Here is a 24082-nt window from a genome sequence, read left to right on the forward strand (position 1 = left end):
GCAGCAAATATTCTCAGAAAAGTATCTGGAAGGCTCAAGCTTAACTTAAGCCAACTAAGTAGAGGCGCTTTGATTACGCCTTTAAGAGTTCATTTTTGGACTTCTTAAGAATCTGCGCGTCTTTAGACCGCAGAGTTTCAATCCTTCTACCTATACCGTCCCTTGTTGGGCAGTAGCCTTGGGTTGAGCTTGGGGTTGGAACTGGAAGAGAGAATAGACCACATTTCGGCGAATCGAAATCATCATCTCTAAAAACAGTTCATAGCCCTCACTCTTATACTCAATCAAGGGGTCTTTTTGCCCATAACCGCGCAACCCAACCGACTCTCTCAGGGCATCCATTTGTTGCAGATGTTCCCGCCAGAGGGTATCAATTTGCTGAAGAATAAAAAATCGTTCCGCTTGACGCATTAACCCAGCTTGAATCTGGTCAACTTCCGCCTCTTTCAAGTCGTAGGCAATACGGACTTGCTCGTGCAAGAAAGTTTTCATCTCGCTGAAGCTCAAATCTTCCAGTTGCTGCGGTTGCAAATCTCTGAGCAGATAGACAAACTCTTGCACTTTGCCCACCAGTTGCCCCAAATCCCACTCTTCGGCCGGCAATTCTGGGTTAACATAGGCTTCTACAATATCGTCCATCGTCCGTTCGGCATAGGCAATCACCTGTTCTTTCAAGTCCTGCCCTTCCAAAACCCGGCGGCGTTCAGCATAAATGGCGCGGCGCTGGTTATTCATCACCTCGTCATATTCAAAGACCTGCTTACGGATGTCGTAGTAGTAAGTTTCAACTTTCTTTTGCGCCCCTTCCAGGGAACGGGTAAGCATTCCCGACTCGATAGGCATATCTTCTTCCACGCGGAAGGCATTCATCAAACCAGCCACGCGATCGCCCCCAAAAATCCGCAATAAGTTATCCTGTAAACTCAAGAAAAACTTCGTCGTTCCGGGGTCACCCTGACGACCCGCACGACCTCGAAGCTGATTATCAATGCGCCTCGAATCATGACGTTCCGTCCCCATCACAAACAACCCACCAAGAGAAATCACCTCCTCATGTTCTCGGTCAGTCCACTCCTCATACTCCGAGCGAATCAGATTAAACACTTCCCGTAATTTTTGCACCACCGGGTCATTCGTCGGCGCTTTTTCCGCCGCTACCGCCACCTTATCCTCGGCTGCCAACTCCGCTAAAGAGCGCTCCCCATACTCAGACACCGCAAAATCCACCACCTCTTTTAACTTCGCTTCCGTACTCGCCGACAACTGGGTGGGGAAAATCTTCGGCGACACCTTCCAGGTTTTCACCTTCTTATCCAAACTAAACCCTTGGGCTGACTTCCGTTTACCCGTACCCGGCACTTTAGCCATTTTCATCCCCTCTTCATCTTCCGGTTTCACAATTCGGGGCATAAAATACTCCCGTAACTTCAACCGGGCCATATAATCCGCATTTCCGCCCAAAATAATATCCGTACCCCGTCCTGCCATGTTCGTGGCAATCGTCACCGCTCCTTTCCGTCCCGCTTGAGCCACAATTTCCGACTCCCGCTCCACATTTTCCGGCTTGGCGTTCAGCAACTGATGGGGGACTTCCAACTGACTCAACAGATTAGACAACACCTCCGACTTCTCCACACTCGTCGTTCCCACCAAAATCGGCCGCCCTTGGTGATGCAATTCGGCACAATCTTGAGCCACCGCCTTCCACTTCGCTTCCTCGGTCTTATACACCACATCCGCCATATCTCTACGTCCCGTAGGCCGGTTGGTGGGGACAATGGTCACTTCTAAGCTATAGATTTTCTCAAATTCCGCTTCTTCCGTTTTCGCCGTCCCCGTCATTCCCGATAACTTAGGATAGAGCAAAAAGAAATTCTGATACGTGATGCTTGCTAAGGTCTGGGTTTCCGGCTGAATTTCCACATGCTCTTTGGCTTCAATCGCCTGATGTAGTCCATCACTCCAGCGACGACCGGGCATCACCCGACCAGTAAATTCATCGACAATCACAATTTCATCGTCGCGGACAATATAGTTGACATCCTTAATAAACAACTCCTTGCCCTTAATGGCGTTAAACACAAAATGGGCCCAAGGGTCATCCGGGTTGAATAAATCCGCAACTTGCAAAAATTCCTCAGCCGCAATATATCCCTCATCGGTTAACAGCACATTGCGGGCTTTTTCATCGACCTCATAATGGCCCTGTCCGCTTTCCTCATCCAACGGAACCAAGGTTTGGGCCAGTTGAGCGGCTTTGATATACTTTTCACTGGGCCTATCGACTTGACCTGAAATAATTAGAGGGGTTCGCGCTTCATCGACTAAGACCGAATCCACTTCATCAATAATGCAGAAATTAAAGGGCCGCTGTACGACTTCAGCCATGGAGGAAGCCATATTATCGCGCAGATAATCAAATCCGACTTCGGAGTTGGTGGCGTAGGTAATATCGCAGTTATAGTTTTTGCGGCGTTCTGAGGGGGCCATGCTCTGCTGAATTAAGCCCACGCTTAAGCCTAGGAAACGATGGACTTGCCCCATCCATTCCGCGTCCCGACGGGCGAGGTAGTCGTTGACGGTAATGATGTGAACCCCTTTGCCGCTCAGGGCGTTTAAGTAAGCGGGAAGGGTTGCCACTAGGGTTTTACCTTCCCCGGTTTTCATTTCGGCAATTTGGCCATCGTGGAGAACCATCCCCCCAATCATCTGGACATCGTAGTGGCGCATTCCCAGGACGCGCTTGGAGGCTTCGCGCACAACGGCGAAGGCTTCGGGAAGGATTTCATCGAGTAATTCTTTTTGCGCTTGCTCAGAACCGGCTTTTTCCAGAATTTGTTTATATTCTGCGGTTTTTCCTCTCAACTGGTCATCGGATAGGCTCTGGATGTCTTCTTCGTAGAGGCTGATTTCAGCCACGAAGGGCTGATATTTTTTGAGTTTGCGGGTGTTGGGGTCACCAAACAGGTTTTTCAGCATAATCGATGTACTCTACCAGACGACGCGCGGTGCAAAAGACTTTTTATTATGGTATCACTTCTAAGATGGGTAATGGGTAATGGGTAATCGGTCAATGGAAAAATCAAAGGTTAAAGAGTTGGTATGAGAGATTTGAATAGCATAACTCAATCTACTGTAGAGCCATGGTTAACCGACATTGAACGGCTCGATTTGTCGGGGGAACTGCCCAGTTATATTCCTCAATTGGCTCAAGTCGATCCACAACATATGGGTATTTATATTCAAAGCTTAGATTGTCCAGGGTATGGATGGGGGGAAAGTTCTGTACCGTTGATGAGTGTGATTAAGCCGTTTGTTTTGTTGTATGCTTTAGAACAGCTTGGGATTGATAAAATTAAGAGGATTGTGGGTCATATGCCTTCGGATTTATCCTATAACTCGGTGGAGCAGTTACAGGCAGATGGGGGATTTCCCCGGAATCCGATGATTAATAGTGGGGCGATCGCCCTCTGTTCCCACTTACCCGGATCGACGGGTATGGAAAAGTGCCAAAAATTCTGCGATCGGCTCAATAAGGATGGTCAAACTCACTTATTTTTAGATCGACAACTTTTAGCCTCTGTGGAATCTTTACCCAATGTAATCAATCAGGAGTTAACGAAACTCTTGGCACAATCGGGTTATTTAGGCAGTTCTGAAGCGGTGGCTTTAGATACCTATCAACGGGTTTGTTGTTTATCCTCAAGTCTTGCAGATTTAGTAAAATTGGGATTAGGATTAATCGATCCACAAGGCCAAACTCAGTCAGAACATCAACTCTGGGTAACTCAGTTAATCCAAACCTGTGGATTATATGAATATTCTACTGAATTTTCTCGTTTAGTGGGATTACCCACAAAATCAGGAGTCAGTGGAGTATTGTTATCCTTGGTTCCCCAACAGGGGGCGATCGCCATATATAGTCCCCTTCTCGATTCCACGGGAAATTCGGTTGTGGGAATGGCATTATTAAAACGAATAGCTGCTTATTTGCAAGATTAAAGCTATATATTTTGGGTGGCAATTAAACTTTGGCAAGATTCCCAGGGGGTTTTCACTGCTGCGACAGATGCAGTGACCTCTTGGGATTCGGGTTGATGACAAACAAGAAAGACGCGATAGAGCGTTCCTCCAATTTCAATAAATTCCCCCATCATAGGAATGCGACTGACTGTAATGAATGTGGATAGGGGCTGACTTTGGGGAGAGTCCTTAAGATACAGACCAATTTGAATTGTGGCGTGTAAGGGTCTGCTGGGTTCGCTCGATAGGATGGGGGGAGTTGAGTTAGAGGATGTGGCCATAGCTAGGATTGAAGATAACAGTCAGAACGGGTGATTATCGGAAGGCCTCAATGCTTGAGAGGGTTGATTCCGGTTTCAGTTAGATAAGTTTACACTTGTTGGGTGTTAAACAACACACTTATCCTGGAAATCCAGGGAAAATCAGGAACAGGAGAGTACAGGAACCTGGATTTGAGCGATCGCCTTCAGCAGGGGACTGAACCAGATATAATGGTTAAGAATTATAAACCCCCGATGATGGCTAACGGTGATTAACTGTAATTATGAGCGAAAACCGGAAGTCCATTGACTCATTATTCTGAATTTTGACGCTTACCCTGCCCTTGGAGGTTTCGATGCTGCGATTAGAGCATATCAGCAAAATTTATTCGACTGGCCAAGTGTTAAGTGATATCAACTGGGAAGTGAAACCGGGCGATCGCGTGGGTTTGGTGGGGGTGAATGGGGCCGGAAAATCGACCCAGCTCAAGATTATTGCCGGAGAAATTGAGCCGACTTCTGGGGAAGTGATCCGGCCGACAAATTTGCAGATCGCCTATTTGACCCAGGAATTTGATGTGAACCCTGGGGATACGGTGCGCGAAGAGTTTTGGAAGGTGTTCCATGAAGCCAATAGAGTTCATCATGCGATCGCCGAAATTCAGCATCAGATGCAAACGGCTACCCCAGAGGAGCTAGATATTCTCATCCATAAGCTCGATAAGCAGCAACGACACTTTGAAGCGCTCGATGGATATGGGTTAGACGCGCAGATCGAGAAGATGTTACCAGAGATGGGGTTTGAACCCGATGATGGCGATCGCCTCGTCAGCGCCTTTTCTGGGGGCTGGCAAATGCGGATTCAACTGGGTAAAATCCTCCTACAATCCCCCGATCTCCTCCTCCTCGATGAGCCAACCAACCATCTAGACTTAGAAACCATTGAATGGTTAGAAACCTATCTCAAAAGCTCAACCCTTCCCATGGTGATCGTCTCCCATGACCGGGAATTTCTCGATCGCCTCTGCACTCAAATCGTAGAAACCGAGCGCGGAGTCTCCACCACCTATTTAGGCAACTATTCCGCCTATCTGCAACAAAAAGCCGAGCAAAAAGCCGCCCAACTCAGTGCCTACGAAAATCAACAAAAGGAATTCGATAAGCAACAAGCCTATATCGAGCGATTTCGCGCCAGTGCCACCCGCAGCACCCAAGCCAAAAGTCGCGAGAAGCAGCTCGACAAAATAGAGCGCATCGAAGCGCCGGTTAGTGACCTCAAAACCCTGCATTTTCGCTTCCCCCCTTCCCCGCGCAGTGGTCGGGAGGTGGTGAATATCAAGGATTTAACCTACCTGTATGACGATAAGATCCTGTTTCTGGGGGCATCTCTGGGAATTGAACGGGGCGATCGCATCGCCATTTTAGGCCCCAATGGTTGCGGAAAATCCACCCTACTGCGATTAATGATGGGCTGGGAACCTCCAGTCGAAGGCAGCGTCAGCTTAGGCAAACATAACGTCATTCCGGGCTATTTTGAACAAAACCAAGCGGAAGCCTTAGACCTAGGTAAAACCGTCATGGATACCATCCATGATGAAGTCCCAGATTGGACTAATGAAGAAGTGCGTACCCTCTTAGGTCGCTTCCTATTTAGTGGGGATATGGTTTATAAAAAGGTGGAAGCCCTCAGTGGAGGAGAAAAAGCCCGGTTAGCCCTAGCTAAAATGCTCTTACAACCCGCAAATTTGTTAATCTTAGATGAACCGACCAACCATTTAGATATTCCCGCAAAAGAAATGTTGGAAGAAGCGCTGCAACATTACGATGGCACAGCGATTATTGTCTCCCACGACCGTTATTTTATCTCCCAAGTCGCCAATAAAATTGTAGAAATTCGCGACGGTGAATTTCAAGTCTATCTGGGGAACTACCATTATTATCTCGATAAAATCGCCGAAGAAAAAGAAAAGTTAAAATTAGCGGAAATCGCCAAAGCGAAAGCAGAAAAAGCGGCCGCGAAACGGGAGAAACAAAAAGCGAAACAAAAGGCGAGAAAGCAAGCCAAAGCGAATTAACAGGGATTCTTGATTATGTGGCAGTTTATGTGGCAGTTACAGCGCTTCGCGCTAGGCAAAAGGCAAGAGGCAGCAGGCAATAGCTTGCGGGACTTACGTTTGGGGAGTAATCAAAGGATGGGCTTGATTTTTATTGTGTATTTAATTTTGCCATTAATCTCAACTTCTGCTAGCTTTGCCCAAACCCCCATAAATGAACCATCTTTCATTCCCTTATCTCCCAATCCAGGACAACTCTGCCCCAAAGAACCCGCCATAGACCGCTTCATTTATCACACGATCGCTCCGGGAGAAACCCTAAGCCAGATTGCGGCCAACCATCAATTAATGCCTTCAACCTTAATGGGTCTCAATCGTTCCCTACGCAACGGAGAAGCCCCCATGGGCACGCAAATTGTGATTCCGCCCTATGATGGGGTGTTAGTACGGATTCCGGCGGGTAAAACTTGGCGAGATGTGGCAGAAGCTTACCGAGTGCCGGCCGATGCTCTCTTTGAGGTGAATGGATGTCAACAAAACCCAGAAATGGTGTTTGTGCCAGGGGTAAACTGGACTCCCGGTCGGCCATCGAGGGAAGTGCGAACCCGACTTTCTACCTATCCCCTGCCGGAGATTGCCCCCTTACTCAAAGGGTATGGTTGGTATTTAAATCCACAGACCTCTAAACGAGAATTTAGTAGCGGAGTCGATATCCGCGCTCCTATTGGCACTCCGGTTTTGGCAGTGGGAGAGGGTATCGTTGCTTATGCAGGCGATCGCGGCTCCTATGGTCAACTTGTGGTCATCAACCATCCCGGAGGACGACAAACCCGTTACGCTCATCTGCAAACTATTGAAGTTTCCGCCGGTCAAACCATCCGTCAGGGAGACCGACTGGGAACCGTGGGAACCACTGGAAATCCCCAGTTTTCCATTCCCCATCTCCATTTTGAAATGCGCTATCGATCGCCTGTGGGTTGGGTGGCTGAAGATCCGGGGTTATATATTCAGGCCTTAGGCCGAAATTTGCGGTACTGAAGTCTAATGGAGAAAATGGCGCATTCCGGTAAACACCATCACCACCCCTAACTCATTGGCTGCGGCGATCGAGTCCTTATCCCGCACGCTGCCCCCAGGCTGGACGATCGCCTCAATCCCAGCAGCCGCAGCCTTGCGTACTGTGTCGTCAAAGGGGAAAAAAGCATCACTGCCAAGGATGGCCCCACGGGCCTTTTCTCCCGCCTGTTCCAGGGCAATTTGCGCCGCTCCGACGCGGTTCATTTGACCCGCTCCCACCCCACAGGTGGTTTGATTTTTGGTCACCACGATCGCATTCGATTTCACATGCTTGACCACTTTCCAGGCAAAAAACAGCTCTTCCAACTGCTCTGGAGTCGGTTGTTTTTCCGTCACCACTTGCCACCGATCCGGGGTGCTAATGGTGCGATCGCTCTCTTGCAACAAGAACCCACCAGCAATCCCCTTGATCTTCACGGGCGGCCCCTGCATCAGATCCGGTAAAACCAACACCCGTAACTTCGATTTCTTGTGTAAAATCTCCTCAGCCTCCGGTTCGCAGCCCGGAGCCACCACACATTCCAGGAACATCTTTTTTAACTCCTGGGCCGTAGCCCCATCAAGGGGTTTATTCAGAGCCACAATACCGCCAAATGCCGAAACAGAATCAGCCGCTAACGCCTTCTCATAAGCTTCCAGCAAGGTATCCGCCACCGCCAGTCCACAGGGATTAGTATGTTTCAAAATAGCCACGGCTGGCTTATCCGTAAACTCGGTAATAATTTCCCGCGCTGCCTCCAAATCCACCAAATTGTTATAGCTCAGTTCCTTACCTTGTAATTGGGTCGCTCCCGACCATCCCTCTTTCCCCGTCCCCGTCTGATACCAAGCAGCGCTCTGGTGGGGGTTTTCCCCATAGCGCATGGTTTGCCGCTTCTCTCCCGATAGGCTAAATTCTGGAGGTAAGAGTTCCTCTTGCTGACCGGTGAGATAAGCCGTAATAGCTCGGTCATAGCCCCCAGTATGGGCAAAGGCTTTAATCGCCCGTTCTTTGCGAAATTCTGCGGAAGCTTTGCCCCCCTGTTGACGCAGTTCGGTTAAATAAGCATCATAATCCGTTGGATCGCAGAGGACGGTGAGATGGGCATAATTTTTAGCCGAAGCCCTCAGCAGCGTAGGGCCGCCAATATCGATATTTTCGATCGCCTCTTCTAAACTCACATCCGGTTTGGCGATCGTCTGTGCAAACGGGTATAAATTCACCACCACCAAATCAATGGGGCGAATCTCATTATCCGCTAAATCCTGAAGATCCCCCTCCAGATTGCGCCGTGCTAAAATCCCCCCATGAATGCGAGGATGAAGCGTTTTCACCCGGCCGCCTAAAATTTCCGGCGATCCCGTATAGTCAGCCACCTTAGTTACCGTTAAGCCAGCTTCTTGTAGGGTTTTCGCTGTACCTCCACTACTGACTAAATCAAATCCAAATTCTTCCACCAAACTCCGGGCCAGATCCACCAGTCCCGTTTTATCCGATGTGCTAAGAAGGGCGAGAGGAGCCATAATCTACTTGTTCCATGATTGATGCGCCATGTTTAAGGATACAGCAGGGGTTTATTACCAATTAGAAATTAAACCTTAAAATTCTCACCTCCTCAGTTCCCAGCCGAAAACCCAAAAAAGATTTGAATCCGGGAACATCTGTGTTATAATCCTTTAGGTTAAGGGCACGTAGCTCAGTGGATAGAGCACCAGATTCCGGTTCTGGGTGTCGGGGGTTCAAATCCCTCCGTGCTCGTTATCTCAACCTAAACCGACTATCACACCCCAGAGAAGGAAAGGACAGTTCCAATCTGCCACCTCAAACCAGAAACAGGAAACGGCATGGGTAGTAAGGTACAATTATCAAACCTCTACCTGTTGTTTCGTCAAGGTGCTGTATGGTAGATTCCATAAGGCTTTTAGCCCCTAGAGTAGCCTTAGCTGGTGTCAGGGGATTGGATTCAAGTCCTTTTTCCCCACCAGAAACTCCTAAAACGTCAGCTCTTTATCCCGCAAGAGGCCGGCTTTGACTAATATTTGACCTCAAGAGGTGACCGGATAAACCCATCCCAATTACACCCAATTTAGCCGGAAATAGGTTAACCTAATAAGTAATATAAATCATAGGAGTCTTCTCATTGCAGATACGGTTTAAACGTATTAATGAGAAACAGAGGATTTCTTTAGTATGGCAATATTTCCATTCAATGAGCTATGCTTTAGGGCTTGGGGTGCGGAACAATCCAAAAAGGGGCAACTAAGATGGGACCTAGTTTAATGGATGAAAATTATCCACCTTCTGGTTTCAAGATAAGAGAACTAAAGAAAAACCTTGGTCAATACCAAGAAACGATTTATCGTTATTTCTTATCGATTGTCAAAAAAGAGAGTCCAGAGCAAGTTCTGAAAGAATTTAAGCAGTTATTTATTGCTCACCTAGAAGTTAGCAATAAAGCAGTTAATCAAGCCTTGTTTAATCTCGTATTTGCCAATCAAGAAGAAGAATTTACTCATACCTTAAAACGGTGCTGTTATATTTTAATTAATAACTGGGAAGCCAGTAGACATCATGAAGCGGTTCAGGATTTAGTCAATAGTTTTGAAGATCAAACGATTGGTCGTCCTAGCCATTCTGCACCCATTAAAAGACTGAGAAAGTGGACGCTTAACTTTGTTAAGAGCAGCGACTATGAAGAAATCAAACTTTTTTGTGCTAAGTTCGGTGTCGAAGAAAAGAATTGGAGTAATCGCTACACCTCCTATCTGTTAGTGCCCCAATATATTAACATCAAGAACTCTGCCGAACAACGGCAAGCGGCTAAAGTGCGATCGCACGAACTTAAAGAAAAGTTCAAATTTGATTTAGCGATGTACACTACCCGGTCTCAGCTTACCCATAATCAGGACAGTGAACTGCCTCAAAATCCGACCCAGTTAGGGGATGAAGTGTTACATCTGATTAAAACGATCCTTCTGAGACGCGGGCCATACAATTATTTGAATTTAGCTCATATTTTCCTGCAACAAACTCAGGATATTAGTTATCAAGAATTCAAGCAGGCTCTCCAGCGTTACTTGGTGTTTTCTGTAGATGATACTGCTTTTATCCATTTAATTGAAAATAAGTTGTCAGTTCAGTTAAATAATCTCTATACTGACTATGACGATCTGCCGGTCAATAAAGCTCTGCTGCTGAGAACTTGTAACCGCGTTGTTGAATATCTGACCACTGAAGACCGGAAAACTCCTTCAAATTTATTTGTGCTGTGGGTGGCTCAAAATAATCCTCTGACGTTAGTGACGATGATGCTGAAGTTGATCTTGATCAGTAAACCGACTAGGGTTCACCTGGAGGCTAGAATTGCGGATTTAATTCACTACTATAAAGATTATCCAGAAAATGAATGTAAGTGGCTGATTAACTTTATGGAAGTGTTGAATATTGCTTTTGCGATTTATGCGGATAATGTCCAGTACAACTTAGTCCGCATTGACCAAAAGAGTTTGGGAAGTCAGTCGGCCTCGAATTTAGATAAATATCAGATTTTTTCCCAATTGCATATGGATAAACCTGTGGATTTTCTCCATGAAAATCACGAGGATTTTTTGGAGGAGGAAGAATGAACAATGATATCAAATCCGCTTGAATACCATAATTAAAAATGTAGGGAGCAAGATGCTCCCACTCCAGTAATATCAAATAATTGAGGGAGTGCGGGCATCTTGCCCGCTAGTTTAACTCATTTTCATGTCCGCTTGCGGAAACCGGACTTGATATGACCTTGAGCTTCGTTCACACTTCAATTCCCTCTTTTCGCACATTGCGATAAAATCCAGTTCTTGAGTTGTTCCAGGTTTCAGAAGTGGTAAAACAGCAACTTAAATATAGGTGATAATTCAAGCACAAATCGCTAATAAATCCACTGATTCTTTTGATTTCGTCAAAATAGATAAATGAATGTTTCAGCACAATCAAAATATCGACATCGGAATCGATTTCAGCCTCCCCCCTTGCCTGGGAACCAAACAAAATCACTCGATCTAGATTGTTCTGATAAAGTTGTTGTAAATATTCTTTGAGGGTATTCGTTGCGATCGCCACTAGCGATCGCCTCTCTTTAAGAAGCATAACCCTAATAGAATGTCAATATATGTAGGGGCTTTCCGGCCGCCCCTACACCTTAAAATTCCCCATCTAGGGCGGAAACGCACCGCTCGCAGAGGGTGGGATGTTCAGCGCTTTCGCCGATGTGGGTGGAATAGTTCCAGCAGCGATCGCACTTTTCGCCCTCTGCTTTCACCACACCAATCCCCAGAGTATCGCCTGCTGCCTTATGCTCTAACCCTTCTAACGCTTTTAGATCGTCCACCAATTCCACTTGGGAAGTAATGAACAGATAGCGCAGTTCATCCACTCCATTGCCAATAGTGACCTCTTCTGGAGTCTCCGATGGCGCATCTTCTACACTGAGGTCACTGAGCGGAGTCGAAGTGACCTCTTCTGCAACAGGTGCAAAACTGTCCACCGGTTCGGAGGCTTTTCCGGTTCCCATAAACTCTTGCACTGCCCGATTCACCTGACTCAAGAGAGCCGAGCGCTCTTGGGCATAGAACAGCCGTTGCCGCACAAACCAGATGGTATAGATAATGCCTACCAGTTCCAACAGGAGGGAGAAGATGGGCAACTTCAGCATCGATTGAGCCGTTGTCCAGCCTACATTTACCGTTGCTGCACCACCGACTAAGACGAATAGAGTCAAGAAGGCGCGGGGATAATCTTTTACCCATTGCCGCCATTGTTTCCACCATCGGGTGGCAACTGCCATGAACTCGCCCAACGATCCTGGTTCCGTAGGGGCGGGTTCACCCAGATCTGGGTTGGAAGACCAAGCATTTCCTGAACCCGCCCCTACCGCGCTTTCTGGCGTTTCTGCCACGGGTTGCGGTTGCGGTTTGAGGGCGACGGAGAGTTCAGGGTTAAAGGCTTCTAACTGTTCCCGGAACTTGGCATCGGCGACATAAAGCAAGACTTTGGCTTCTAGAGCCGAGCCGATCGCCTTAGCATTCCGTGCCCCTTCTAATACCTTATTCACTTCCATGCGAATTTGGCGCAATTTTGTCCATTTTTCGGCTAACGGGGGATTGTGCCAATAGGGTTCAGTCACCAACCATCCCGCCTGAAAGACCGATTCATGGGGCGTTTTGTAGGGTAGATTTTGCCAGATGTCTTCTGCCATGTGGGAGAGTACGGGAGCGATCGCCCGTGCTAAGTTTTCCACGGCGATCGCCAGCACCGTCTGACAACTGCGGCGACGTTTGCCATTTTCGGCACTGATATAGAGCCGATCTTTGGCAATATCCAGATAGAAATTAGACAAATCTACCACACAGAAATTCTGCACCGTTTGGAAGAAGCGGAAAAACTGATAACTTTCAAACGCCTCGGTGATTTGGGCGAACACTTCCCCCATGCGATGCAACATATACTGGTCTAACTCTGGCATTTCCTCATAGGGGACGCGATCGCGCTCTGGATCGAAATCATATAAATTCCCCAACAGGAACCGGGAAGTATTGCGGATCTTGCGATACACATCCGATAGCTGTCTCAGAATCGTCTTCCCAATGGGCACATCGGAAGAATAATCCACCGAAGACACCCACAGACGCAGCACATCCGCGCCGTAGGGAGGAGCCTCCTTCTTATTGTTACCCCCATTAATAATGTCCAACGGATCGACCACATTGCCCAGAGACTTACTCATCTTCCGTCCCTGTTCATCCAAGGTAAACCCATGGGTTAAAACGCTCTTATAGGGAGCCATCCCCTGAGTCGCCACACTGGTGAGCAAACTAGACTGGAACCAGCCCCGGTGCTGATCGGAGCCTTCCAGATACAGATCCACCGGATATTTCAACTCTTCCCGCGCCACTGCCACACCAGCCCAGGAACAGCCAGAGTCAAACCACACATCCATCGTATCCGTGCCTTTGCGGTAATTCTGCGCCTCTTTTTGATATTTGGGCGGTAATAATTCTTCTACAGAAAGAGTCCACCAAGCATCCGAACCCTGCTCGCCGATAATGGCTTTCACATGGTCAATGGTTTCTTGGGTTAACAGAGCTTCTCTGGTTTCCTGGTGATAGAACACCGGAATGGGCAAGCCCCAACTCCGTTGTCTGGAAATACACCAATCCGATCGCTCCGAAACCATGGAAGTAATCCGGTTTTCGCCAGAAGCTGGAATCCATTTCACCGAGGCGATCGCCTCTAAAGCCGTTTCTCGGAACTTCTCCACCGAAGCAAACCATTGCTCAGTCGCCCGGAAAATCGTCGGTTTTTTAGTGCGCCAATCATAGGGATACTTATGCACATAGGGCGATTGTTTGATTAAAGCGCCCGCTTCCGTCAACGCCTCAATAATTGCCTGATTTGCATCCTTTAGCACATTTAATCCCGCAAATTTACCCGCTAACTGCGTAAACGTACCCGCATCATCTACCGGGGACAAAACCGGCAATCCATAGCGTTGACCCACCATAAAATCGTCTTGACCATGGCCAGGAGCCGTATGAACTAATCCCGTCCCCGACTCCGTAGTTACATACTCTCCACCCACAACAATGGGAGACTCCCGGTTAAACAGAGGATGTTGATAGGTGCAATGCTCCAGATCCTGCCCCTTAACCTTCGCCTTCAGCGTCAGTTTAATCTCCAATTCTTCCGAGAGGCGGGCGATCGCCCCTTCTGCCACCAAGATATACTTCGGTAAAGTCCCTTGATCCGTGGCTTCACTCTCTGCATCACTTCCTTTCGCAAATCCCTTACCCTTCGTCTTCCGGGTTCCTTTACCCCAAGGGGTTTCCACCACCGCATAGGTCAATGCTGGATTCACCGCTACCGCCAAATTACCCGGAATCGTCCAAGGTGTCGTCGTCCAAATAGCGACCCCCAAATCCGGCATAAACGGATTAAGCTGGGCAAACACCGCATCATTCAGATGCACCATCCGGAACACCCCATAGATACTATCAGAGGTATGGCCTTCCGGATACTCCAACTCAGCCTCCGCCAGAGCAGTGCGAGAACTCGGACTCCAATGTACCGGTTTCAGACCCCGATAAATATAACCCTTGAGTACCATTTGCCCAAACACCTCAATTTGGGCCGCCTCATATTCCGGAGTCAGGGTTAAATAGGGATTCTCCCAATTTCCCCAAATTCCATAGCGCTTAAAACTTTCTCGTTGTTCATCAACCGTTTTTTGGGCAAACTCGGCCGCTTTTTGCCGCAGGGTAATCGGCGTTAACTGCTTGCGCTCCGCCGACTTCATTGCCTGAAGCACCTTCAGTTCAATCGGTAGCCCATGACAGTCCCACCCCGGTACATAGCGGACTTTATGGCCTTGCAACAACTTGTATTTATTAATAATATCCTTAAGGATTTTATTCAACGCATGGCCCATATGCAGAGAACCATTAGCGTAGGGCGGGCCATCATGGAGAATAAACAAATCCCCCGGATTTTCTTGGGAGAGCTTTTCATAAATCTGATGATCTGCCCAAAATTGTTGCAGTTCCGGCTCTTTTTTGGTGGAATTTGCCCGCATATCAAAGCCAGTTTTGGGCAAATTAACAGTGGTTTTATAGTCTTTTGCTGCTGTCACGGTACTTATTGGGAGGGTTAGGGACAAAAGGGTTCTGTAGTCAGATTGTAACAGGGAAGTTTATCGGCTTTTAAGGGCGATCGCCTCCCCGGTTAAAATCCAGGTGAGCATTTTATGGAACTTTATCAGCCATTATCTCCGTTTCTTGCGTCTTGAAGACCGAGAACGAGAAGGTTTGCTCTCCTGAGTTTCTGTCGGTTCCGTAGATTCCGCTTCAGTTTCCTCATCCGTTTCTGGCTCCGATTCCGACTCGGATTCCTCGGAGTCTATAGAATCATCCTCCACCCCCTCTTCTTCCGTCGTCTCAGAAGACTCTGAAACCGTCTCCGGCAAGTCTGAACCCGAAGCTGGAGGAATTTCAGCATTTTCCGACTCAGAAGCATCTTCTGAACTTTTTTCATCTAGCAATGGCTCTGGTTCCGTTGGTGCTGGGGTTTCTTCCTCCACCCCTTCCGAAGTTTCCGGAGTCTCTGGAGTCTCTAGAGTCTCCGCCACCGCCTCCGGAGTTTCTGGAGTCTCTGGAGTCTCTAGAGTCTCCGCCACCGCCTCCGGAGTTTCTGGAGTTTCCGGAGTCTCTAGAGTCTCCGCCACCGCCTCCGGAGTTTCTGGAGTTTCCGGAGTCTCTAGAGTCTCCGCCACCGCCTCCGGAGTTTCTGGAGTTTCCGGAGTCTCTAGAGTTTTAGCCACCGCCTCCTCCACCACTTCCGGTTCTGGAGTTTCCAGAGTCTCTAGAGTTTTAGCCACCGCCTCCTCCACCACTTCCGGTTCTGGAGTTTCAGCAGTTGATGACTCTGACTCCTCTTCAGTCCAAGTTTCCCCATCTGATGTTTCCCCATCGGAAGAAGGCGTTTCAGACGGCTTCGATTTTTGCAATCGCGCCGTCAAACTCTTCAAGAAACCCAAAACACTCGACAGAGTTTTAGACTTCGGTTCCGGAGCAGTAGCTGGAGGTTCTGGCGTTTGCGTCTCCAGTTCTGGAGATTCTGGTACAGACTCTAGAGTTTCCTGATTCTCTGGAGTTTCTTCTTCCAGCTCTTCCCTTGTTTCAGTTGCTTCAGTTGCTTCAGTCACCTCTGTCTGCTCACTCACCGATTCTCCTACCCCTTGCACCACCTCTGGTTCTGGCTCAGGTTCAGGTTCTGGAGATACAGGAGATTCAGGTTCAGCCATAGGCGCGTCTTCTGCACTCGGTTCCGGTTCACTCACCGTTTCCTCCGTGCCTACCGGGACAGGAGTTTCTGGAAGCGTTTCTCCTTCGGCAACAGGAACATCAGATTCTGGAGTCCGAGCATCAGGAACAGCCACCTCTGGAGCAGTCGATTTCTTAAACAAACGATTCAGAGCGCCTAAACCATTTTGTTTTAACTCTTCCGCCTCCACAGGCGTTTGTTGGCCAGCAGGCGTTAATTGGCGACGCAAAGTTAGGGATTCCCAACCCAAATACAACAACAGGGGAACCGCCGCCATTTGACCGAGCATCACCGCACCCGTAAACCGTCCAGCACAAAACCAGAGGGTGAGGGCATAGAGAAAGCCTAGCCCACTCCAGATAAAATCACTTTTACGCCGATAAACTTCTGGAAAAAAGAAGAAAGCCATATAAAAGGCAAAACTTCCCAAACCAACGGCCAATGCCAGAATTCGTGCCATACCTGCTGAACCCTCTGTTACTAATTCTCTGTCTACAGCCTACAGGGTCATTTTACCGTGCTGACCCAGACTTAATCTCTTCTTTACAGGACTATTTTACAGATCGGGCTAACCTTGTAGGTAATTTGCTGTTATAGCAGTTTCCGATGCAAACCGACATCATCGCAGAAGCAAGTGCTGTATAGCAAGCAATTGTTGGTTACACCAGTATATAAACTTATGACACAGCCAAGTTTTGGTCTAATTGGCCTTGCAGTTATGGGTGAAAACCTAGCCCTAAACGTAGAACGGAATGGATTTCCCGTAACGGTTTATAACCGAACTTATGCCAAAACTGAAGAGTTTATGGCCACCAGAGCCAAGGGGAAAAATTTCTTAGCCGCCCAAACCCTGGAAGAGTTTGTGCAAAAACTCGATCGCCCGCGCAAAATTTTGATTATGGTAAAAGCAGGTAAACCCGTTGATGCCGTGATTAATAGCCTCAAGCCTTTGCTCGATGAAGGAGATATGATTATCGATGGCGGTAACTCCCTCTATGAAGATACCGAACGGCGCACCCAAGATCTAGAAGCCTGTAACCTAGGGTTTGTGGGCATGGGAGTCAGTGGCGGTGAAGAAGGAGCGCTCAATGGCCCCAGTTTAATGCCAGGGGGAACGCCAGCCGCCTACCAGGAATTAGAACCCATTGTCACCAAAATTGCCGCCCAAGTGGATGATGGCCCTTGTGTCACGTTTATTGGTAAAGGTGGAGCGGGTCATTATGTGAAAATGGTTCACAATGGCATTGAGTATGGCGATATGCAGTTGATTGCTGAGGCCTACGATTTGCTCAAAAATGCGGTCGGTTTAACCAATCCCGAACTCCATGAAGTGTTTAAGGAGTGGAATGAAACCGAGGAACTCAATTCCTTTCTGATTGAGATTACTAGAGACATTTTTACAAAGATCGATCCAGAGACCAATCAGCATGTTATCGATCTGATTGTGGATGCAGCCGGTCAAAAAGGGACGGGACGCTGGACGGTGGTCACTTCTCTGGAATTGGGGGTCAGTATTCCCACGATTACGGCAGCCGTCAATGCTCGGATTATCTCTTCGTATAAGGAAGAGCGGGTAGCAGCGTCTCAGGAGTTAACGGGGCCGAGTGGCCAATATGACGGAGATCTCAAAGCATTTATTCCTAAGATTCGGGATGCTCTGTATTGCTCTAAAATTTGTTCCTATGCCCAGGGGATGGCGCTACTGAGTAAGGCTTCTCAGGAGTTTGGCTATGAGTTAAATCTGAGCGAGATTTCCCGCATCTGGAAAGGTGGATGTATTATTCGCGCGGGCTTCTTGGATAAGATTAAGGTGGCGTTTAAGGAGAATCCGAGTTTGCCTAATTTGTTGCTTGCTCCTGAGTTTAAGCAGACCATTCTAGACCGTCAGCAAGCTTGGCGGGAAGTGTTGGCTTTGGCTTGTCAGTTGGGGATTCCGGTTCCGGCTTTTAGTGCGTCCTTGGACTATTTTGATAGCTATCGTCGCGCGACGTTACCGCAGAATTTGACTCAAGCGCAACGGGATTTCTTTGGCGCTCATACCTATGAACGGGTTGATAAACCGAGAGGGGAGTTTTTCCATAGTCAGTGGATGAGCTAGAGCAGAAGTGTAGGGGCTTTCCGCCTGTTTCCCTTGGGGACATGAAACGCCCCTACATCTTGTCTAATTGTTATGGGGAATGCATGACCAGCACGTGGCGCTATATTTTGCTAAATTGGTGAGGTAATCTTGATGCAGGGTGGCGGCGATCGCCTCGGGTCGTCTGTTTCTCCTCTACCTATAGATTTCTTTGCCTACTTCCCCCAAGCGATTCAGAGCAAAAAGATTATGATTAATCTAAGCGGCTATCAAATTCTGGCCAAGATCTACGAAAGTGACAAAACAGTAGTCTATCGGGGTTGTCAACAAAAAGGGAATCTGCCAGTGATTCTCAAGTTACTCAAATCTGAGTACCCCACCGGGGAAGAGAGAAATCGATATCAGCAAGAGTTTGAACTCCTCAATCGCCTCAATCTCGATAGTGTGGTTAAGGCTTACGCCCTAGAAACCTATCAAAACTCTTTAGTCATGGTTTTAGAGGATTTCGGGGGAGAATCCTTAAAACAGTTGTTAGCCTCTCAGAAATTTACCCTGTTAGGATTTTTGAACCTAGCGCTCCAAATTGTCAAAAGTTTGGGAGATTTGCATCAAGCCAATATTATTCATAAAGATATCAATCCGGCCAATATTGTCTTTAATCCCGCCACCGGAAAAGTGAAACTGGTCGATTTAAGTATATCGGGAATGCTCAATCGAGAGGATGAAACCTCTCGTCAGGCTCCCACCATTGAAGGGACTTTAGCTTATATGTCCCCGGAGCAAACCGGAAGACTTAATCGCAGCTTAGACTATCGCACAGATTTCTATTCCTTGGGGGTCACCTTTTATGAACTCCTGACCCATAAGCTTCCCTTTGAAGCCACAGAAACGATGGAACTCATCCATTGTCACATTGCCAAACAACCCGTTGCTCCCCATATCGTCAATCCAGAAATCCCCCAGATTGTCTCTGATTTGGTAATCAAATTACTGGCTAAAAATGCTGAGGAGCGCTACCAAAGTAGTTGGGGATTACTGGCCGATTTAGAGCGGTGTTTGGTGAATCTGAAAGAAAACGACCAGATCGATTTATTTCCGTTAGGGGAACAAGATGTTTCCGATAATTTTAAAATTCCGGAAAAACTCTACGGCAGGGATAAGGAAATCGATACGCTGTTAGCAGCTTTCGAGCGAGTCGCGGATGGTCATAAGGAATTGATGCTGGTGAGCGGCTATTCGGGGATCGGTAAATCGGCTTTAGTGCAAGAAATTTATAAGCCCATTACCCGCAAAAATGGCTATTTTATCCTCGGAAAATTCGATCAATTTCAGCGTAGTATTCCTTATTTTGCTATTGTTAAAGCGTTTTCTGAATTAGTCAATTTACTGCTCACAGAAAGTGAAGAAAAATTAAAAGCCTGGAAAGAGAAGTTATTAGCCGCCCTTGGCCCCAATGGGCAAATTATTATTGATGTTATTCCGGAAATCGAATATATTATTGGCCCCCAACCCTCCGCGATCGAATTAGGGCCAGCAGAATCCCAAAATAGATTTAATTTAGTCTTTCAGAATTTTGTGCAAATTTTCTGTCGCCCAGAACATCCCTTAGTGATGTTCTTAGATGACTTACAATGGGCAGATTCTGCCACGTTGAAGTTGATTGAGCTGATGCTGACAGAAGCAGAGGTGAAACACTTTTTCTTAATTGGAGCCTATCGAGATAATGAAGTCAGCCCCAGTCATCCTCTGATGATGATGGTGGATTCTCTGCGAATTCAGTCGGTGAACTTGAGCGAAATTCACTTAAAAAATCTGAACTTACATCAAATTGGTCAGTTGATTTCTCAAACCTTGCATCAAGACCAAAGTTCGGTTCAGCCTTTGGCAAATTTGATCAAAAATAAAACAGAAGGAAATCCATTTTTTGTGAATGAGTTCCTGAAAACTTTATACCAAGAAAAGCTTCTCAGGTTTGTTCCGCCTCAGCCGGATACGATGGGCGGATGGGCTTGGGATTTAGAAGAAATTGAGTCCATGAGTATTACAGAAAATGTGGTGGACTTAATGATTGGTAAGTTACGCAAGTTACCGGAAAAGACACAGGAAGTTTTACGATTATCGGCTTGTTTGGGAAATCAATTTGATTTAAATACTTTGTCTTTAATTTATGAAAAAGAATCCTATGGCACGTTTCAAGATTTGTTGCCTGCGATTGCAGAAAAAATGATTCAGGCCAATTCGGGTCGCGATGTGGTGGATTTTGATTTAGTGACGGCTCCTTTATTAATTTTAAATTATAAGTTTTCCCACGATCGCGTTCAGCAAGCGGCTTATACTTTAATTGATGAGGTGGATAAAAAGGCGGTGCATCTGAAAATCGGGCGAATGCTGTTGGAGAGAACGCCGGTTGAATATCGCAGTGAACGGATTTTTGAGTTGGTCGATCATATGAATGTGGGTCGATCTTTGATTGCGGAAAGGGATCAAATCCTGGAATTGGCTCAACTGAATTTAGAGGCAGGAAAACGGGCGAAGGATGCTACGGCTTTTGTGGCTGCTTCTCAATATTTAAGGGAGGCAATGAGTCGTCTGCCGGATAATATTTGGCAGTTGGATCATGGGTTTGCGTTTTCGTTGTATAGAGAACGGGCAGATGTGGAGTATCTGAATGGAAATTTTGCTGAATCAGAAGCTTTGATTGATGAAGTTTTAGCTCATGCTGAGTCTGATTTTGAGAAGGCGGAGATTTATAATATTTTATTAATTCAAAATACCCTCAGAGGTCAATATCAAAAGGCGGTGGAAATTGGTAGAACTGCTCTTGATTTATTAGGGATAGATTTACCGACTGAAGGTTTAGATCGGGTAATTCCCCAGCAGTTAGAAAAAGCGGGTGAAGCGCTAGGGAATCGCCCGATCTTATCCTTGCTCGATCAACCGAAAATGGAGAATCCTGTCAGCGAAATGAAGGTGAAGTTATTAAATAATTTGGCTCCACCGACTTATATGCTGAATATTCAGTTGTGGACGCTGATGATTCTGAAGGGTGCAACGTTGGTTTTAGAGGAGGGATATACTCCAGAAGTGGGATTCTTTTTGCCTACCTATGGCATTTTGTTGGTGAATTTGTTTGGAGAATATCGTAATGGTTATGATCTGGGACGGGTGGCTTATCAGTTGAATCAAAAGTGGGGACATCCGACTTATAAGGCTGGTGTGTGTTTAATTAGCACTTTGAATTATTGGTTTAATCCGGTGAAAGATTCAAATCCTTTAGGCAATGAGGCTTATCAATCTGCGCTGGATGCGGGTGATTTACCCTATGGGGGTTATGTGTTGCATAATCAGTCTCTTAATTTCTTTGTCCAAGGTAAACCGATTAATGAGATTTTAGAGGAGATTCCTAAGTATTTACCTTTTGCCGAGAAAACGGAAAATCAGTTGGTGACGGATATTTTACTGGGTTTACAGTTGGTACTGTTGAATTTGGACGATCAAACGGATGAGCCGTTAAATTTTGATGGGCCGAGTTTAACGGAAGGGGAGTATGTGGAGCTGTGTCAGCAAAATCAGAATACGTTTGCGTTGTGTATTTATCAGATTTTTAAGATGCAAACGCTCTATTTGTATGGCAATCTGGAGGAAGCTTTAGCTCTGAGTGAGACGATCGCTAATCAACTTCAGTCGATTCTGGGAACTGTGCCGGTTACTGAGTATAATTTTTATTCTTCTTTGCTGTGTCTATCGGCTTATGGGATGACAGAGGAGACGGAGCGAGAGGCTCTGTTAGCTAAGGTGAGAGAGAATCAACGGCAATTAAAGGTATGGTCGGAAAATTGTGCGGCGAATTTCTTGTCTAAATATTTACTGGTAGAAGGGGAATTGGCTCGCGTGCAAAATGATCTGGAGCTGGCGATCGATTTGTACGATCGCGCGATCGCCGTTGCTACGGAGCATGAGTTAATGCCGGTGCAGGCGATCGCTAATGAACGGGCGGCGGATTTTTGGCTGGACAAAAATAAAGTCTCCTATGCTCTGGTGCATTTACGGGAGGCTTACTATCATTACCAGAAATGGGGCATCAAGCGCAAAGTGGCATCTCTGAAATTAGCCTATCCCCAATTAGAAGCCACATTAAATCAATCCACCAATGGCATAGATGTGGCGAAAACCATTCACACCTCTACCAATTCGATTTCTCATAGCCTAGATTTAAATACAGTCCTCAAAGCCTCTCAAGCCATTTCGAGTGAAATCGTTTTAGATAAGCTTTTAGGTAACTTAATGCAAATCTTGATTGAAAATGCCGGAGCGCAATCTGGATTTTTGCTGCTGCCCAAGGAGGGCAAGTTGCTGATTTCTGCGTCGGCTTCTGTCGATGAGGAAACGATTATTAATCAAGACTCAACAGCCGTAGAAACCAGTGAAGAGCTTCCCATTACTGTGATTAACTATGTGGAGCGATCGCTCTCGGATGTGGTGTTAAGTCATGCCTGTCGAGATGGGCAGTTTACTAACGATCCTTATATTACTAAGCGCCAGGTTAAATCTCTGCTGTGTATCCCCATTGTTAGCCAAGGGCAACTGATTAGTATTCTCTACTTAGAGAATAACCTCACTACCGATGCCTTCACCAGCGATCGCATTGAAGTGCTGCAAGTTTTATCCTCCCAAGCGGCGATCGCCCTTGATAATGCTCTCCTCTATGCCTCCGTCGAGCAAAAAGTGCAAGAGCGCACCCAAGAACTCAACCAAAAAAACCAAGATTTATCCCAAACCCTCGAAGAGCTACAACGAACCCAAGCCCAACTCATCCAAACAGAAAAAATGTCCGGTTTAGGTCAAATGGTGGCTGGTGTTGCCCATGAGATTAATAATCCCGTCAGTTTTATCTATGGGAACCTCGCCCCCGCTACAGAATATGTTGAAGATTTACTGTCTTTGATCGATCTCTATCAAACCCATTACCCTAATCCTGTTGAAGAAGTTGAAGATCTGATTGAAGATATCGATCTCGACTTTATCAGTGAAGACCTCAAAAATCTTCTCACTTCCATGCAAGTGGGAGCTGAACGCATCCGGAAGATTATTCTTTCTCTACGCAACTTCTCCCGCCTGGATGAAGCAGATAAAAAACCGGTTAATCTGCATGATGGATTAGAGAGTACGCTCTTGATTTTGCAAAATCGCTTCAAAGAGTCGGGGAATGAAAAAGAAATTAAAATTATTAAAGAGTATGGCAATTTACCTCTAGTCAATTGCTACGCTTCGCAACTCAATCAAGTGTTCATGAATTTATTAACCAATGCTTGCGATGCGATGCAAGATCAGAGAAATACCGAAACCCCTGAAGATCGGCAACCCTCGATTACGGTGCGGACGCAAGTAACGGATCGCCAATCGGTGGAAGTCATTATTGCTGATAATGGCCCGGGGATGAGCGAGGAAACCTTGAAAAGAATCTTTAATCCCTTTTATACCACTAAGCCGGTCGGTTCTGGAACTGGTCTAGGGTTATCCATCAGTTATCAAATTGTGGTGGAAAAACATAGCGGACAACTCAGTTGTATTTCTCAACCGGGAGAGGGCGCTCAGTTTATTGTGGAAATTCCTTTACGACCTACGGAGGAGGAATGATTTTTAAGTAATAAGTCATGAGAAACTTGACAGCGCCTTAAGTTGTCCATCAGCCTTGCCAGGCGCTTACCCACAACTTCATTGCACAGGAGTAATACCATTACCTATTACCGCG

Annotated in this window: 12 protein-coding genes and 1 tRNA gene; 7 read left to right on the plus strand and 6 right to left on the minus strand. The window is 46.7% G+C overall.

What is annotated here, in order from left to right:
- Positions 1 to 150: 150 nt before the first annotated feature.
- Positions 151 to 2979: a preprotein translocase subunit SecA gene (secA, locus tag PJF56_RS11950; protein ID WP_283762903.1), complete on the minus strand. Its 2829-nt coding sequence runs from the start codon at positions 2977 to 2979 to the stop codon at positions 151 to 153.
- Positions 2980 to 3102: 123 nt separating this feature from the next.
- Between secA and PJF56_RS11955 the strand changes: the two genes are divergently transcribed.
- Positions 3103 to 4002: a glutaminase gene (locus PJF56_RS11955; protein WP_283762904.1), complete on the plus strand. Its 900-nt coding sequence runs from the start codon at positions 3103 to 3105 to the stop codon at positions 4000 to 4002.
- A 2-nt stretch (positions 4003 to 4004) separates the two neighbouring features.
- Here the strand turns inward: PJF56_RS11955 and PJF56_RS11960 are convergent, their stop codons facing one another.
- Positions 4005 to 4304 (minus strand): hypothetical protein, encoded by a 300-nt coding sequence (locus PJF56_RS11960; protein WP_283762905.1) that lies wholly within the window; start codon positions 4302 to 4304, stop codon positions 4005 to 4007.
- 335 nt (positions 4305 to 4639) lie between these two features.
- Between PJF56_RS11960 and PJF56_RS11965 the strand changes: the two genes are divergently transcribed.
- Positions 4640 to 6358 (plus strand): ABC-F family ATP-binding cassette domain-containing protein, encoded by a 1719-nt coding sequence (locus PJF56_RS11965; protein WP_347179531.1) that lies wholly within the window; start codon positions 4640 to 4642, stop codon positions 6356 to 6358.
- Between the two features lie 15 nt (positions 6359 to 6373).
- The gene (locus PJF56_RS11970) at positions 6374 to 7375 is read left to right on the plus strand and encodes a M23 family metallopeptidase (protein WP_283762907.1); all 1002 of its coding nucleotides are present in this window, start codon (positions 6374 to 6376) and stop codon (positions 7373 to 7375) included.
- A 3-nt stretch (positions 7376 to 7378) separates the two neighbouring features.
- Here the strand turns inward: PJF56_RS11970 and purH are convergent, their stop codons facing one another.
- Positions 7379 to 8917, minus strand: coding sequence for a bifunctional phosphoribosylaminoimidazolecarboxamide formyltransferase/IMP cyclohydrolase (gene purH, locus PJF56_RS11975; RefSeq protein ID WP_283762908.1), 1539 nt, complete (start codon positions 8915 to 8917; stop codon positions 7379 to 7381).
- A gap of 162 nt (positions 8918 to 9079) precedes the next feature.
- On the opposite strand from purH, the gene PJF56_RS11980 reads away from it, so the two are divergent.
- Both PJF56_RS11980 and PJF56_RS11985 read left to right on the plus strand, forming a co-directional pair.
- A tRNA-Arg gene (locus PJF56_RS11980) sits at positions 9080 to 9152 on the plus strand.
- Between the two features lie 506 nt (positions 9153 to 9658).
- Complete coding sequence (locus tag PJF56_RS11985) at positions 9659 to 11020, plus strand: hypothetical protein (RefSeq protein WP_283762909.1); 1362 nt, start codon at positions 9659 to 9661, stop codon at positions 11018 to 11020.
- Between the two features lie 169 nt (positions 11021 to 11189).
- On the opposite strand, the gene PJF56_RS11990 is transcribed toward PJF56_RS11985, so the two are convergent.
- From PJF56_RS11990 to PJF56_RS12000, 3 genes are all read right to left on the minus strand, one after another.
- On the minus strand, positions 11190 to 11525 hold the full coding sequence (locus PJF56_RS11990) for a nucleotidyltransferase domain-containing protein (protein WP_283762910.1): 336 nt from the start codon (positions 11523 to 11525) through the stop codon (positions 11190 to 11192).
- A gap of 52 nt (positions 11526 to 11577) precedes the next feature.
- Entirely contained in the window at positions 11578 to 15063 is a 3486-nt protein-coding gene (gene ileS, locus PJF56_RS11995) for an isoleucine--tRNA ligase (protein ID WP_283762911.1), read from the minus strand.
- Between the two features lie 132 nt (positions 15064 to 15195).
- On the minus strand, positions 15196 to 16713 hold the full coding sequence (locus PJF56_RS12000; protein ID WP_283762912.1) for a Ycf66 family protein: 1518 nt from the start codon (positions 16711 to 16713) through the stop codon (positions 15196 to 15198).
- Positions 16714 to 16932: 219 nt separating this feature from the next.
- On the opposite strand from PJF56_RS12000, the gene gnd reads away from it, so the two are divergent.
- A complete protein-coding gene (gnd, locus tag PJF56_RS12005) occupies positions 16933 to 18351 on the plus strand; it encodes a decarboxylating NADP(+)-dependent phosphogluconate dehydrogenase (RefSeq protein WP_283762913.1) in 1419 nt (472 codons plus the stop codon).
- A gap of 228 nt (positions 18352 to 18579) precedes the next feature.
- Complete coding sequence (locus tag PJF56_RS12010; RefSeq protein WP_283762914.1) at positions 18580 to 23967, plus strand: trifunctional serine/threonine-protein kinase/ATP-binding protein/sensor histidine kinase; 5388 nt, start codon at positions 18580 to 18582, stop codon at positions 23965 to 23967.
- Positions 23968 to 24082: the final 115 nt, after the last annotated feature.

The sequence above is a fragment of the Roseofilum halophilum BLCC-M91 genome, from assembly GCF_030068445.1.
Classification (GTDB): Bacteria; Cyanobacteriota; Cyanobacteriia; order Cyanobacteriales; family Desertifilaceae; genus Roseofilum; species Roseofilum halophilum.